We start from the raw sequence: 13,741 nt of genomic DNA, 5'->3' as shown, positions 1-13,741 counted from the left end.
GCTTCATGAAACACCTAATCTCGGTGTCCATCAAACCGGCAGCAGCTCAAACAGCTGTTCAGACGACTACGTTCGATCGCGCTCCAACTCGGCAACCAACTCAAATTTCGAGCGCAGCTCTCTGCAGATGCGCTCGAGCCGATAATGTAATTCATAGAGATCCTGCGGCGCGGCGACCACAGTTGTCCGAAACCCGAGCCGCTTGTCCTCGCTGATTTGAAAGAAGGCGGTCAATCCAAACTGTTCCAGGATCAATTCGTGAAGCTGGTCTTTGGTGATCTTTTGCTTTTGTAATGACATTGAAAAAAGCCGATCTCTAAAATTCCTTCCTTTTGCTTTTTGCGCAGCACTCCTGCAAGCGCTTTGTAGCATCACCCGTATTGCCCGGGCCTACAGCCACCCTTCAGGTGTAATCATCTGGTGGCGTTGCGAACGACCAAGATCTCGGCCGCAAATCCACCACCCACCTGGCGGGTTGGAGAACAATAGCCTCACTCTCTTGGTGGCTCCGAATGTATGTCGCGTTTCGCGCTCTGGAGTTCGGCTAGCAAGTCCCTGATGTTGTCCAACGTAAGCGGATCGGAGATGCGCCCGGCAAGCTCCGTGAGGTGCCCGATTTTCTTATCCAACTCTGCGCATCGCGCGCACATGGGGCGATTGCTCCTGCGTTCGAAGCAAGTAAAACCGGTTGCGCTCTTTTCCTCAAGGACCGCCGACGAGCTGCCTCCCAAAGAATATGGTTATTCCGTATAGGCCCCGGCCTGGAAATGCTCTAAATATCACCTGGAGAGAACGGCATTTAGGTGGGGAATATGTCCTGTGACCCGATGGCCGCCGCTATTGATTGGCTGGATGCTTACCGCTCGCGCGACCTCGATACTCTTATGGCATTGTTTGGGGACGAAGCGATCCTCGAATGCACTTGTTGTGTTTCCGAGACGGTAGTCGGGAAAGAGCCGTTGAGGGCGTTTTGGCCTGAACGGTTCAAAGACTGTGGCGCTTCGATCGAGGTGCACGACTTGGTGCCCGAAAGCGACGGGGCTTCAATTTCGTATATCGCTCGCGACGAGCTGCTGATGGCCACCTTGAAGCTCGCCCCCGATGGCAAGATAGCTTTCATGCGGTGGGGCCGTCCGCCCATGCCATCAGAAAAGCCGTTGGATACACCGATCGACAAGGAGTTTCCATTTTTTGTATTGGAGCGGATCGACGGAATTTATCGAGACCTGCTTAGCCCGTTTGGCTCGCTGAATGAAGCGCTCTCCAACGTGAAGAACTCACCACCTGGCGAATACGCAATCTTGCATCTGGGCGAGATCGTTTGGCCGCAAAGGTAGTGTGTCAGTTCGTTTCTGCGTTACCGCCTTCCCGACATTGGCGGCCGCGCTGCGTTGCAGTTCGCGCTAGAAAAGCCTCACCGGCTCTTCTTGATTTGTCTGAACGAAGCAACAGTTGATGGGCGTGGTCCTTGCCGCGCTATCGGCACCGGGAATTCACGGCCCAGCGCTGGACGTTTGAAAACAGGAAGGCCGCCTCGACGGGCGGCCTTCTTTCGTAGGTCTGACAAGTTCAAGCGATCACGGCGTCGGTCCTCAGCTGAACTTGAACATGCTCGCGTCCAGCTGTCCCGGCGCGACGCCGATCAGCCAAACCGCGCTGCCCGCGGCGTCGGTGATGATCGTGGTGTTGATCCCGGCAACGTAGGTCTCGTGGGCCTGGACATCGGCGAATGAATGCAGCGACGTGCCCGCGAAGCGCACGAAGTCATTCACTCCGCCTGTATTGAAGTCCTGGATGACCATGATCTCCTGGCTGGCGTCGCTGATGTTGAAGGTATCCGCGCCAGCGCCCCCCCAGGCATAGTCGACGCCGCCGCCGCCAGTGATGTTGTCGGCCCCGGTGCCCATCAGGAACACGTCGACGCCGCTGCCGCCGGTCACCGTATCGCCGCCGTTGGAGCCGTAGACATAGTTCTGGCCAGAACCGCCGTAGATGACATTGCCGTCGGTCTCGCCCGACGAGATGAAGATGTTCAGGCCTGAGCCACCGAACATCGTGTCGACGCCGGTGCCGCCGTAGAAGTAGTTGGTGCCTTGCCCACCATAGAGGTAGTCGGCACCTGCTTCGCCGTACATCACGTTGACATCGCTCGCGGCAGTCCCTCCCGAACCGATCAAGGTGTCGGTGCCGGCACCGCCGAACAGATAGTTGAAGCCGGAACCGCCATACTCCACATCATTGCCGTCCTCACCCAGCAGAACGTCGAGACCGGCGCCGCCGATCAGAACGTCATTGCCGGCTCCCGCATAGATGTAGTCGTTGCCGTCGCCGGCATCGCCATAGTCGTCGCCGTTGCCGAGAACGAGGATGTCAGCTCCAGCACCTCCGTAGGCGGTATCATTACCGTCGTTGCCGTAGAGGGAATTGTTGCCGGCATTGCCTGTCAAAACATTGTTCAATGCGTTGCCGCTGCCGGTGAGGTTGCCGGATCCATCGAGGATCAGATTCTCGACGTTTGCGGCCAGGCTGTAGGTGACGGTGGTGTGAACGGTGTCGGTGCCCTCGCCGCTGTTCTCGGTCACCACATCGCCGGCATTGTCGACGAAGTAGGTGTCGTTGCCGAGCCCGCCGGCCATCGTGTCGGCGCCAATTCCGCCGTCCAGCGTGTTGTTGCCGGAATTGCCGGTGATAACATTTGCGAGCGCGTTGCCGGTGCCGGCGAGATTGCCGGTGCCGTCGAGGATCAGGTTCTCGACGTTGGCGGTCAGGGTGTAGTTGATGGTGCTGTGAACGGTGTCGGTGCCCTCGCCGCTGTTCTCGGTCACCACATCGCCGGCATTGTCGACGAAATAGGTGTCGTTGCCGAGCCCGCCCACCATGGTGTCGGCGCCAATTCCGCCGTCCAGCGTGTTGTTGCCGGAATTGCCGGTCAGGACGTTGTTCAGCGCGTTGCCGGTGCCGGCGAGATTACCGGTGCCGTCCAGGATCAGGTTCTCGACGTTGGCGGTCAGCGCATAGTTGATGGTCGAGTGAACGGTGTCGGTGCCCTCGCCGGGATTCTCGGTCACCACATCGCCGGCATTGTCGACGTAGTAGGTGTCGTTACCGAGCCCGCCGATCATCGTGTCGGCACCAGCCCCGCCATCCAGCGTGTCGTCGCCACCCCCGCCGTTCAGCGTGTTGCTGCCGGAATTGCCGGTAATGGTATTTGCGAGCGCGTTGCCGGTGCCGGCGAGATTGCCGGTGCCGTCGAGGATCAGGTTCTCGACATTGGCGGTCAGGGTGTAGTCGATGGTCGAGTGAACGGTGTCGGTGCCCTCGCCGGGGTTCTCGGTCACCACATCGCCGACATTGTCGACGTAGTAGGTGTCGTTGCCGAGCCCGCCGGCCATCGTGTCGGCGCCAGCCCCGCCATCCAGCGTGTTGTTGCCGGAATTGCCGGTAATGGTATTTGCGAGCGCGTTGCCGGTGCCGGCGAGATTGCCGGTGCCGTCGAGGATCAGGTTCTCGACATTGGCGGTCAGGGTGTAGTCGATGGTCGAGTGAACGGTGTCGGTGCCCTCGCCGGGGTTTTCGGTCACCACATCGCCGGCATTGTCGACGAAATAGGTGTCGTTGCCGAGCCCGCCGGCCATGGTGTCGGCGCCGATTCCGCCGTCCAGCACATTGTTGCCCGCCCCGCCAGTGATGACATTTGCGAGCGCGTTGCCGGTGCCAGAAACATTCGCAGAGGTCTCGATCGTGAGGTTCTCGACGTTGGCAGCGAGCGTGTAGTTGAAGTTGCCTGTGACAACCGCAGTGTCGGTACCCTCTCCCAGGTTCTCGGTAATGACATCGCCGGGGTCATTGAGAATATAGATGTCATTGCCCGCACCGCCGACGAGCGAGTCCGCCCCGCCTGCGCCGTCCAGCAGGTTGTCCCCGGCATCACCGATCAAGGTATCGTTGAAGTCTGACCCTCTCAGCCCCTCAATCGAGATGTACGTGTCTCCGGCCGCCTCGCCCGTGTTCAAGGCAGGATTTGCGAGGCTCACAAGCAGGCCAGCGCTGGCGGTGATATATTCGGCAATGTCATTGCCGGCTCCACCGTCCAACGCGTCCGCGCCGAGACCGCCGCGCAGATTGTTATTTCCTGCATCGCCCGTCAGCGTGTCGTCGAAGTCCGAGCCGATGATGCCCTCGATCGAGGTATAGCTATCACCAGCAGCATCGCCGGTGTTGCTGGCCGGATTTGCGAGACTTGCAACGACTGCCGTCGCAGCGTTGCCGTAGTCTGCGTAGTCAGTGCCTCCGCCGCCATCGAGCGAGTCGGCACCGGCACCGCCGCGCAAGTTATTGCTGTTTGCGTCGCCGATCAGGGTATCGTCAAAGGCACTTCCCTGGATGGCTTCAATCGATGTGAACGTATCTCCGGCAGCTTCACCGGTGTTCTGTGTCGGGTCAGCGAGATCGACGACGAGGCCGGCTACCGAATTGGCGTAATCGGCATAGTCGAAGCCTGCTCCGCCATCGAGGGAGTCGGCGCCAAGGCCGCCGCGCAGGAAATTGCTGTTGGCATCGCCGATCAGCGTGTCGTCGAACGCCGACCCACTGATGTTGCTGATGTCGAAATATGTGTCGCCGGCCGCTTCCCCGGTGTTCTGTGTTGGGTCTGCGAGATCGACCGTAAGCCCGGCGGCCGAATTCGCGTAGTCGGCGTAGTCGCGGCCTAAATCACCGCGGATCGAGTCAGCTCCCAGTCCGCCCTGCAGGAAAGAGCCGGTTCCGTTGCCTTCAAGAGTGTCGTTGAAGTTGCTGCCGATCAGCCCTTCGATCGATGTGTAGGTGTCCCCCGCCGCAAAGCCCGTGTTATTGCCCGGATTCAGCAGGCTTGCCACAACCCCGGTGCCGGAGTCGCTGTAGGATGCGAAGTCAAATCCGTTGCCGCCGTCAAGGGAGTCGGCGCCATCGCCGCCGATCAGCGTGTCATTGCCGTCGAGCCCCGACAGCGTGTCGTCTGTGTTCGAACCGTTGGGTGTTCCGATCAGGGTGTCTGGACCTGACGTGCCTGTGAATGTTGCCATGGTGAAATTCTCTTCCCGTCATCAATGGTGGCTGTGCAATGCGCATAGTCGGCAGAACTCAGAAATCGGCAGAAGAACCTGCGTGCTAATCACCGAACCAGAATGAACCGCTCGAGAGCCCAGGAATGCGAACACCGTACAGCAGCGAAAAGCTGCTGGGCTCAGGTAGGGGGTCGAGCTGATCGGGTGACGGAAATCCAATCGAGGCCGTTCAGGCGGATTGGACCGGCAATGAAAAATCTCCCCACTCAATATGCAGTGATTGATTGAACAATGAAAAAGACAATTTAGGCGGGAGATTTAGAGGTAGTCCCCGGCCAAAGGCTTGACATTAAGTACGAGACGATGGTGCGGAACTCGCCCAGTGCGGCAATATGTCAGTGGCGCAGATTGCGTGTCTCGGGAACCTGGAACCTAAGGAACCTGCATCACAGAATTCGCTCGTGCTGCTGCGCGCGGCTCGTCGGGGCGGTTGATGCCGTCTCGCGCCCAAGCGTCGGCCGGATCAGGCTGGCAATCGATGGCGGCCGGCGTTACGCCATCATCTTCCCTGTTCCCGTCTGTCTTGAGTGTGAGCTGCTTGATCGGAAGAAGCTGAATTGAGGCCGCCTCTGCCCCGTCAGCTGTTCTGCAAATTGAAGCGGATAGCCATATCCGCTGCCGCGAAGACTTGAACCTCTCAAGACTTGAACGTCTCAAGACCCGAACGTCTCGATCCCGTTAGCTCGGTCCGAAAATCATATAGAGCAGCATCACGCCCACAATGGCAGTCCAGCCGATCGATGCGACAAGGGTCCACACCTGCAGGGGCATCGGACAATCTCTTTGCAATCAATGAAGCAATACGAAATGAAGCAATACGAAGAGGCCGCTGGCGCTGGACAGCGGCCTCCTGAACCTGACCTAAAATGAACGCCTTGGAAGTAAAAATATTCGCCTCAGGTCCGCCATTATTAGATCGGGAAATTGCCACACAGTGAAGTCCGAAAAGCTCCACGGCCCAACGGAACTCTTGTGGCGTTGCGGGCGCGACACACCTTCTGCGGCCTGACTTCAGGCGTCGGCCAGCGGAAGCTCGCCCTGACCGCCCGTCCAGTCGATGATGTCGACCTGGAGCCCTCGCCTTAGCATCTCGGCCTCAAGACTGCCGGCATGCCGTTTCCACTCGGGCGTCGAGCGGACCCGGAATTTTGGCTCTTCGCCGTAGGCCTCGAACTCATCGTCGGCCGCGAGCGCGCCGCGGACGGCTTCATACATCATCTTCAAGCTGGCGTCGGTGAAGGCGCCGTAGTCCATCGGTCGTCTCCTGTAACGCGGTTAGACGCAAAAAGCCGCCACGCTGCTACGCGTGGCGGCCTTCCGCAAGCGGCCCATCCAGACGGCCTAGAACGAACCTTGTGTGAGTCGGGTTAATGAAAGCTTGCCGGTGCAGCGGCGACGTCGGTCTCGCTACGAAGCCTTGCCGACCGTATCCGCCATCCTTGCGCCGCGCACCCCGAGCGGCTTCCCGCGGCCCACGGTCGAATCGATGGTAGTCTGATGCTCGATTTCTGAATTCAATTCTGCCCCACATAGCACGATGATGGCGGACATCCACATCCAGGTCATCAGGCCAATGGCCGCGCCAAGCGAGCCGTAGGTCGCGTTGTAATCGCCGAAATTCGCAAGGTACCAAGACAGCAGCGCCGAACCGATCAGCCACAGCACGGCCGCGGCAACGGCACCAACGCTCAGCCATTGCCAGCGCGGCGTGCTCCGGCTGGGGCCGTAGCGATAGAGCACCGCCAGCGCGACGAGGAGCAGGAGGACCAGGACGGGCCACCGCCCGAGCCGGATGATGAGTTCGGCCCGTGTGCCCAGTCCGACCTGCTGGAGCAGAAGCGGCACGACCACCACGGCCCCTACCATCAACATGACCGAAATGAGGGCTGCGATTGTGAAAGAGAGGGACATCAGGTTGAGTTTGACGAAGCCGCGCTTTTCCTTCTCCTCATAGACAACGTTGAGCGCATCGAAGACCGCCTTCATTCCAGCGTTGGCGCTCCAGATCGCGATCAGCAGACCGAAGGCAAAGGTAAGGCCGAGCGTCGAAGACCCCTTCGCGAGCACGCGGGCGACTTGGTCTTGGACGATGGCAAATGAACCTTCCGGCAGCATCAGCGCCAGGCTTTGCAGATTGGATGAGATCGTGGACGGATCGGCGAACAGGCCGTAACTCGAGACCAGCGCCGTGATGGCCGGAAAGATCGCGAGCAGCCCGTAGAACACGACGCCGGCGGCGGTCGCCAGCAGCCGGTCCTCGTCGATCTGCTGATAGGTACGCAGCAGAATGTCCTTCCAGCCGGCGGCCGGAATCTGAAGCGGCGTGTGAGCCAGCCGTCCACGCTCTTGCGCTTCGGCGAGCACGGGCTCCGCACGCCGCCCTGGGACGCACGGCGTCTCCGATCGTGACACGTGGCGATAGATCGCCAAGGTCGCCAGCGCGGCTGCGCCAGCGAGCATCAGGTCGTTCGGCCAATTCGAGCGGGGGGCCATCGCTAGTCCTGAATGGCGTCGCGCGGACGATTGAAGCGCATGAAGCCGCATGCCAGCGCGTAGCCGGTCACGAGATGCCCGATCCATTGTCGCAAGTCCGCGAGGTAAGATCGGGCGACTGGCTGAGTGACGGTCGGGCGTTGGCGCGCATGGCGATGTCCACTGCAAGTCGGCATCAGACAACCCGGCAGGGTGATCGACGTTCCTTACCCCGCTGCGCGTGACGGCTCCGGCCGCGTGGCGCCTGCGTCGGTGAGCATTGTGGTGACGAGGTCCAAGAGCCGATGCTTCACGGGGTCCGCATCGGCCGGCTCTGCCTTTGCACTGACCGTCAGTTCGACGATCGGATGCACGGCATCGGAGATGTCGGCCACTTTCGAGACGTGCACTTCGAGCGCGGGTCGCGCCTCGATCCGCTGGTCCTCGCGCAAATGCTTCAGAATCTGCTCGCCGATGCACTCGATCGGTCTGCCCGCACGGACCGGGAAGGACACCTTCACTTCACCGACGTTGGGATAGGTGCTGTGATTGATGATGGCGCTACTCCATACCGAGCCGTTGCGCAGCAGGATCGGGACGCCAGGGAAAGTTGCATTCGCGGTAGCGTGTGGCCGGCGAGCGGACCTAGGGCTTACCGGGCTTGAGGGAGCGTCGCGCGTGGCGGAGAGGAACTCGGGAATGGCCGCGCCACCATGAGCGTCGCGCGCTCATCGGTTTCCAATGCGATCTTCTGGGCAAGCATCACGTCGCCCGCCACCAGCGAACCGACAGGCCGGAAGCACCAGCCGAGGACAACGCGGTCGCGGCCGTCCATCTCATAGACATTGGTCGACGTGCCGTAGCAAATCCGATAACGCTTGCCGGACTCCGAGCCGATGACGTCGAAGCGGTTGTGCTTTTCAAATTGCGATCGCTGCTCCGGCGAGAGCCATGCGGACATCAGCGCCAGCCCGCGCGCCTCCTTTCGTTCATAAGCCTGCCAGCGCTCCCGGATCGCGACCAGCGTCGCACGCAGCGTGCCGGCGGCGTGCTGAAGCGCGGACGGCAGAGACACGGCGCGCAGACGGGCCATCATGGCGTCAGCCGCCCACCAGCCTGGGATAGAACAATGTTTCCTCGGCGGTTGGATCGAGCGCGCGGACGAGCGCCGCTTCGCCGGAAGATCTTCGCACTGCGGCGGTGTAGCCGTCCGATGTCAGCTCGGCGAAGCGTGCATTCGCCCAGGCCAGTTGTTCGCCGTCCTCGGGATCGAAAGATTGCCTTGTGTCACCGGTGTGGTCCATGACCAAGATCGTTGCCATCATCGTCTCCCATCGTAGCACATTCGCCCTTGCATCAGACCACCGGCACAGGGGTCGTTGGCCTGCCGCCCATCCACTCTGGCAGCGTCGCGCCGTCGCGATGCCGGCCGCCTGCACAGGCTGCGGCCCAGGCTGCGACCGCGCCGAACAACAGCGCCGCCGCCGCCGAAAATGCGAGGATCACCGAGCCACGCCGCGATCGCTGAATGGCGGTTTTGGCATCACCGATGACACTGTCGACGCGCTTCTCGGCCTCGGCAGCAGGCAAACCTGTCGCGGCCGCGACCTGCTGGACAAGATAGCTGCGATCTTCGCTGCTAACGCCGCTGTGGCCGGAGTTAGTCAGCAGGATGCGGCCCGCCTCGGCCCGCTCATAACCGATGTCGAGATTGGCCGGACGCCGCACCGACCGATACAGGCGATCGAGCTCGGCGCTCAGCAACTGCTCCCCAGCCGTCGCAGCAGGCCGGCTCTGGAGCACCGGGCGAGCGGTCGACAAGCCAACCAGCGCAATGATTGTCCCGCCCAGGACAACGGCGAGCGCCCAGGTGGTCAGCCCATGAAGTCCGTCGTTGCTTTCGATCACGTCGGCCGGCGTCAAACCGATCACACGTTGCGTGCGACCGGCGATGTAGCCGGCTAAGCCAAAGCTCACCAGGGCCTGAAGAATCAGGAACAGCCCGGATAGCAGCGCGAGCGCGGCCGATGCATCGCGCCACGACGGCGAGCTCGAACTCACGCCCAGTCCGACTGCTGCGCCGAAGCTGATCAGGATCAGCGACAAGGCCGAAGCGGCGAGCGCGCCCGCGAAAACCGGACTCCATTGCAGCCGCAAGCCGCCCTTATTGTCGACGACGTCAGCAACGCTTCGATCAGTGTCCATGATGCGTCTACCGCAATCCAAAGAACGACAATACCGCAAGAATGACCACGATCAGTCCGACCAGATAAATCAACTGGTTCATGCAAGCCTCCTCCGCTCAATTCCGACCGGACAATCTGGCCGAGAAGCCAAAGTTCCTAGCTGTATGAGCGGGCACGTGCCTTGCGGCCCACAAAGAGGGCCCCGCCGAAGCGGGGCCCTCTTTGTGTTACCGTAAGATGTGCTCAGGACTTGCTAGTCGCCCCAGTCATGACCGCGGATCACGAAGCCGCGGTCGCGGTAGCTTGCCTCAAAGACCGCATTCTCGCGCATGTTGAGCGCATTCAAGGAGCACACGATCCGTCGCACCAATGTGCCGGATCATCCGATTGTCGGCCTCATTCCGCGCGACTGGCGAATTCAGACCGAAGGCCGGCTGTTTGGAACTGATCTCTATGCGACCGCGCGGAAGTAGGACCGCAACGACTGTCGCCCCGACACCAGGATCATCCGCACGGCCCTCGGGCCATGCCGGTGCCTCCCCTCGTCACAGCCTCAGGCATCGAAACAATTGCGCGAGCGCGGTGTTGGCAGATTGTGCGCGCCGTTCGAGGACCTCGGCCGCGGTGGCGTAGTTGCGCGCCAGGATCTGGAGCGCGCGACGCGCGTCCGGCAGCGTGGATTGCTTCGCCATCTCCAGGCACTGATGCTCGAAGTATCGAAGCTCCTCAAGTTCGGTCATTGCGATTCGTCCGATTAGGTTCCGCATTGTCGAACTCACTGCGCCCGCGACCTAGTGAAAGTTTGGCAAGATTGTTGCGGGGGCCGGACTAGCTGGTCCGAGTGTTTCTGGATGCATGATTTGATAATCACCGCTCCGTGACCGGCGCGGGAGTGAGCTGCGCGGATCGGCAAGCGCGTTCGATCGTTTCAGACTGCCGGAGTCTTGCTTTGCAGGCATCGTTGCGAGAGATTTCGCTGGAGCGAGCCGCGGCCGGCGCGGCATTGATTTGGCGTTGTTGAAGCAGATGAAGAAGCGCGATTGGGCCTTCGTGGCCGCCTGTGTGGCAGGTGCCGTGCTGTTCGGTGTCTGGAGCTTCCAGATGGGTCTCGCATTTCATCGATCCCGGCAGGGCGCGACCGATCTCTCCAGTTCGCACCGGCGTAGCCAGAACGGCGCCTCCGCGCGCAGCCCGGCCCGGCTGCCGGCCGACGACGGCGATGAGCAGGCCGGGCAGCCGCGCTAGCGGAGCACTTGCGGCCTTCACCGCACATCGCCCCGGATTAGGCCCAGGCAAGACCGGGTATGACAGCGGCGTCCTCCTCGTCGGTGTTCGCGCGCGTGGACCGCTTGCGACGGCCGGTGTCGCTTGCGCGACGGTGACGGATATCGAGCCTGCGCAGCGCCGTCGGCACACGCCGCAGCATCCAGTTGATAGAATCGATCGCCTGGCGGACCACGGCCAGCACGGTCGCCGCGCGCGTGAAGAAGCCGATCAGGAAGATCATCGAGAAAATGTCGATATAGGCCAGCACATCGCCAACCAGCATCAACTCGGGAGGAAGCGGAATCCGATGCCAATAGGCGCCGATCAAGATGACGACCGGGATCAGCGCAATCAGCTTGCGCAGCGTCAGCCGGTCGAGCAAGGCAGCAAGTTCCACGACCAGAACCTGCCAGAGCCAATCGCCAAACGCGGCCGGCCTGTCAATCGTCCAAGTTTGCCAGATTCGTTTCCACATTGCGGCGTCAGCCGTCTCTCGGGTGCAAGACTCGGGTGCAAGACCGGCACGCTACGATTTCGACGAGGCCCCGCCTGCGTCGCCCTCGACCGCCGCGCCTTCCACATCGGTCGAACCGGCCGATGGAAAGATGCGCTCGTAGTTCGCCCGGGCCTCGCGGATCAGACGCGCGCGCTCCCGTTCAGACTTCGAGATAAACCTGATGATCTCGCCCATTTGCTCTCCAAGAGGGTCTGCCCTCCAAGGGGGTAACTGTCTGACTATTGGCAATGCAATCATCGTGCCTGATGGTCGCATGGCCGACGGCCGCTCAGCGGATCGCCCGCGGCGTTATCCGCTGCTGGCTGAACGCAACGCGGGGATTGATGCCGCAATAGGCATCGCGGCCTGACGCGGACGCCTGGCACTGCTGGTAGGTCTGGTACCCGCAATAGCCGGGATACCCCTCCTGCTTGCCCTGGATGCACCAGGGATAATCATAGGAATCGGCGACCGCCGGCGATGCGGAGCCGACAATCCAGCTCGTTCCGAGCGCCGCAAACGCCAGAATTGCCCAATTCGTCCTGCGCATGATCCTGCTTCCTTCCTCAATCGGCACCCAGCTACTGATGTAGGTACGCCGGCGAGATGTGCGAGGTTTCCGGTCGCCGCCTCAAGAAGCTGTGAGCGAGAGTTGTAAGGAAGGTTCAAGGCCCTTTTCAGCATGAACAGGCCGGCTGATGCCGGATGGCCATGAGAACAAGCCTAAGAGCTTCCTCGGCCAGGCCAAGTCAGAGGAGTTGTTCGCCAAGGAGGCCTACGCGTTGAAGAACCAGCTGGAGTTCTTCGCGGTGACCGCGAGCGTCTTCCTTGCCAGCAAGGATTCCGGGCACGAGCCCTACACGCCCGCCACGCTCGAGGAAAAGATGCCGGACGACTAGAAGTATCTCGTCGACCTGCTCGGCGCCGATCCCGAAGAAACCCGCATCACGCCGGTCGCCTCCGCGAACTGAGTTCAGGACCCCACAAAAAACACGAGGCCCGGTGTGCCTAGGAGCCCGGGCCTCGTGTCTGATGTCCCCCGCCTCACGTGGCGGATCAGAGGTCTGCGTGTACGTCAGGTCACAGGCGCGATCCATCCCGGATGACTACGGTGTTGGCCGCGCGGCGCGACCTTACTTGCTGTAGCTATAGAACCCCTGCCCGGTCTTGCGGCCGAGATGGCCTGCATCGACCATCTCCTTCAGCAGCGGCGCCGGCCGGTACTTGGGGTCGTTGAAGCCGGTGTAGAACACCTCCATCACCGACAGCATGGTGTCGAGCCCGATCAGGTCGGCAAGCGCGAGCGGGCCGATCGGATGGTTGCAGCCGAGCTTCATCCCGGCATCGATCTCCTCGGCCGTCGCAATGCCTTCCTGCAGCGCGAAGATCGCCTCGTTGATCATCGGGCACAGGATGCGGTTGACCGCAAAGCCCGGGCTGTTCTTCGCCGTGATCGCGACCTTGCCGACGCGCTTGGCGAAGGCTTCGGCCTTGGCGACGGTGTCGTCGGAGGTCTGCAAGCCTCGGATCAATTCGAGCAGCGCCATCACCGGGACCGGATTGAAGAAGTGCATCCCGATGAAGCGATCAGGACGATCGGTGGAGGCCGCCAGGCGGGTGATCGAGATCGACGAGGTGTTGGTCGCAACCAGCGCGCTCGGCTTCAGCCCGGCGCAGAGATCCTTCAGGATCTTGATCTTCAGCTCCTCGTTCTCGGTCGCCGCTTCGATCACGAGGTCGCAGGCGGGAAGCTTCGACTTGTCGGTGGTCGCGTTGATGCGCCCGAGCGTCGCGTCGCGATCGGCCGCCGTCATCTTCTCCTTGGCGACCAGGCGATCGAGGCTGGTCCCGACCGTCTTCAGGCCGCGCTGCACCGCCGCGTCGGAGATATCCACCATGGTGACAGCAAGCCCCGCCGCCGCGCAGATCTGCGCGATGCCGTTGCCCATGGTTCCGGCGCCGATGATGCCAACCGTCTCGATCATTGTGTCAGTCCTTCCCATCGCTTGCGCCGCCGCGCGGCTGCATCGTCAAAAACGGCGGACCGAAAGTCCGCGGGTGGCGCATGCATAGCAGTCCGGTCGAGCGGCCGATACAGGGGGTACCGGTATTCTGGTGATGACTATTCCGGGCGCGGCGGGACCGGTCGCCGTGGCGGGACGGCCGTGCGCGACGGCACCTCGGTCCGTGACGGCTCGGCGGCGCGCGACGGCTCG

Annotated in this window: 17 protein-coding genes; 4 read left to right on the top strand and 13 right to left on the bottom strand. The window is 61.7% G+C overall.

The genetic code is table 11. The annotated features are described in order from the left end of the window. Nucleotides 1-66 precede the first annotated feature (66 nt). On the bottom strand, nucleotides 67-300 hold the full coding sequence (locus WDM24_RS19900; RefSeq protein WP_338832176.1) for a hypothetical protein: 234 nt from the start codon (nucleotides 298-300) through the stop codon (nucleotides 67-69). A 512-nt stretch (nucleotides 301-812) separates the two neighbouring features. Here WDM24_RS19900 and WDM24_RS19895 point away from each other — a divergent pair. Then, complete coding sequence (locus WDM24_RS19895) at nucleotides 813-1,337, top strand: nuclear transport factor 2 family protein (protein ID WP_338832175.1); 525 nt, start codon at nucleotides 813-815, stop codon at nucleotides 1,335-1,337. A 255-nt stretch (nucleotides 1,338-1,592) separates the two neighbouring features. On the opposite strand, the gene WDM24_RS19890 is transcribed toward WDM24_RS19895, so the two are convergent. The 7 genes from WDM24_RS19890 to WDM24_RS19860 all read right to left on the bottom strand — a co-directional run bounded on the left by WDM24_RS19890 (nucleotide 1,593) and on the right by WDM24_RS19860 (nucleotide 9,782). Next, nucleotides 1,593-5,063, bottom strand: coding sequence for a calcium-binding protein (locus tag WDM24_RS19890; RefSeq protein ID WP_338832174.1), 3,471 nt, complete (start codon nucleotides 5,061-5,063; stop codon nucleotides 1,593-1,595). Between the two features lie 1,053 nt (nucleotides 5,064-6,116). After that, nucleotides 6,117-6,359, bottom strand: a complete 243-nt coding sequence (locus tag WDM24_RS19885) for a hypothetical protein (RefSeq protein WP_338700976.1) — start codon at nucleotides 6,357-6,359, stop codon at nucleotides 6,117-6,119. Nucleotides 6,360-6,512: 153 nt separating this feature from the next. Then, entirely contained in the window at nucleotides 6,513-7,598 is a 1,086-nt protein-coding gene (locus WDM24_RS19880) for a YihY/virulence factor BrkB family protein (RefSeq protein ID WP_166295681.1), read from the bottom strand. Between the two features lie 206 nt (nucleotides 7,599-7,804). Beyond that, complete coding sequence (locus WDM24_RS19875) at nucleotides 7,805-8,092, bottom strand: hypothetical protein (RefSeq protein WP_338832173.1); 288 nt, start codon at nucleotides 8,090-8,092, stop codon at nucleotides 7,805-7,807. A 137-nt stretch (nucleotides 8,093-8,229) separates the two neighbouring features. Then, entirely contained in the window at nucleotides 8,230-8,670 is a 441-nt protein-coding gene (locus tag WDM24_RS19870; protein WP_414645765.1) for a hypothetical protein, read from the bottom strand. Between the two features lie 7 nt (nucleotides 8,671-8,677). Continuing rightward, nucleotides 8,678-8,899, bottom strand: coding sequence for a hypothetical protein (locus WDM24_RS19865; RefSeq protein ID WP_338701340.1), 222 nt, complete (start codon nucleotides 8,897-8,899; stop codon nucleotides 8,678-8,680). Nucleotides 8,900-8,933: 34 nt separating this feature from the next. Next, on the bottom strand, nucleotides 8,934-9,782 hold the full coding sequence (locus tag WDM24_RS19860; protein WP_338832171.1) for a hypothetical protein: 849 nt from the start codon (nucleotides 9,780-9,782) through the stop codon (nucleotides 8,934-8,936). 310 nt (nucleotides 9,783-10,092) lie between these two features. Between WDM24_RS19860 and WDM24_RS19855 the strand changes: the two genes are divergently transcribed. Next, on the top strand, nucleotides 10,093-10,236 hold the full coding sequence (locus tag WDM24_RS19855) for a hypothetical protein (RefSeq protein WP_338832170.1): 144 nt from the start codon (nucleotides 10,093-10,095) through the stop codon (nucleotides 10,234-10,236). Nucleotides 10,237-10,308: 72 nt separating this feature from the next. On the opposite strand, the gene WDM24_RS19850 is transcribed toward WDM24_RS19855, so the two are convergent. Beyond that, nucleotides 10,309-10,503, bottom strand: a complete 195-nt coding sequence (locus WDM24_RS19850; RefSeq protein ID WP_029082614.1) for a hypothetical protein — start codon at nucleotides 10,501-10,503, stop codon at nucleotides 10,309-10,311. A gap of 277 nt (nucleotides 10,504-10,780) precedes the next feature. Here WDM24_RS19850 and WDM24_RS19845 point away from each other — a divergent pair, with 277 nt between their 5' ends. After that, nucleotides 10,781-11,008 carry a hypothetical protein gene (locus WDM24_RS19845; protein ID WP_166295692.1) on the top strand — a complete coding sequence of 76 codons (228 nt, stop codon included), beginning with the start codon at nucleotides 10,781-10,783 and terminating at the stop codon, nucleotides 11,006-11,008. A gap of 37 nt (nucleotides 11,009-11,045) precedes the next feature. On the opposite strand, the gene WDM24_RS19840 is transcribed toward WDM24_RS19845, so the two are convergent. The 3 genes from WDM24_RS19840 to WDM24_RS19830 form a co-directional block, all read right to left on the bottom strand. After that, entirely contained in the window at nucleotides 11,046-11,426 is a 381-nt protein-coding gene (locus tag WDM24_RS19840) for a hypothetical protein (RefSeq protein ID WP_338832169.1), read from the bottom strand. A 129-nt stretch (nucleotides 11,427-11,555) separates the two neighbouring features. Further along, the gene (locus WDM24_RS19835; protein WP_338700967.1) at nucleotides 11,556-11,720 is read right to left on the bottom strand and encodes a hypothetical protein; all 165 of its coding nucleotides are present in this window, start codon (nucleotides 11,718-11,720) and stop codon (nucleotides 11,556-11,558) included. Nucleotides 11,721-11,814: 94 nt separating this feature from the next. Continuing rightward, nucleotides 11,815-12,075 (bottom strand): DUF3551 domain-containing protein, encoded by a 261-nt coding sequence (locus WDM24_RS19830; RefSeq protein ID WP_338832168.1) that lies wholly within the window; start codon nucleotides 12,073-12,075, stop codon nucleotides 11,815-11,817. A gap of 148 nt (nucleotides 12,076-12,223) precedes the next feature. Here WDM24_RS19830 and WDM24_RS19825 point away from each other — a divergent pair, with 148 nt between their 5' ends. Continuing rightward, nucleotides 12,224-12,424, top strand: coding sequence for a hypothetical protein (locus WDM24_RS19825; protein ID WP_166295698.1), 201 nt, complete (start codon nucleotides 12,224-12,226; stop codon nucleotides 12,422-12,424). A gap of 234 nt (nucleotides 12,425-12,658) precedes the next feature. On the opposite strand, the gene WDM24_RS19820 is transcribed toward WDM24_RS19825, so the two are convergent. Continuing rightward, nucleotides 12,659-13,510 carry a 3-hydroxybutyryl-CoA dehydrogenase gene (locus WDM24_RS19820; RefSeq protein WP_338832167.1) on the bottom strand — a complete coding sequence of 284 codons (852 nt, stop codon included), beginning with the start codon at nucleotides 13,508-13,510 and terminating at the stop codon, nucleotides 12,659-12,661. Nucleotides 13,511-13,741 lie beyond the last annotated feature (231 nt).

Source organism: Bradyrhizobium sp. 27S5 (assembly GCF_037217225.1).
In the GTDB taxonomy this organism is placed as follows: domain Bacteria; phylum Pseudomonadota; class Alphaproteobacteria; order Rhizobiales; family Xanthobacteraceae; genus Bradyrhizobium; species Bradyrhizobium septentrionale.
Note: the sequence above shows the minus strand (reverse complement) of the source record. Positions and strands in the feature narration are given on the sequence as shown.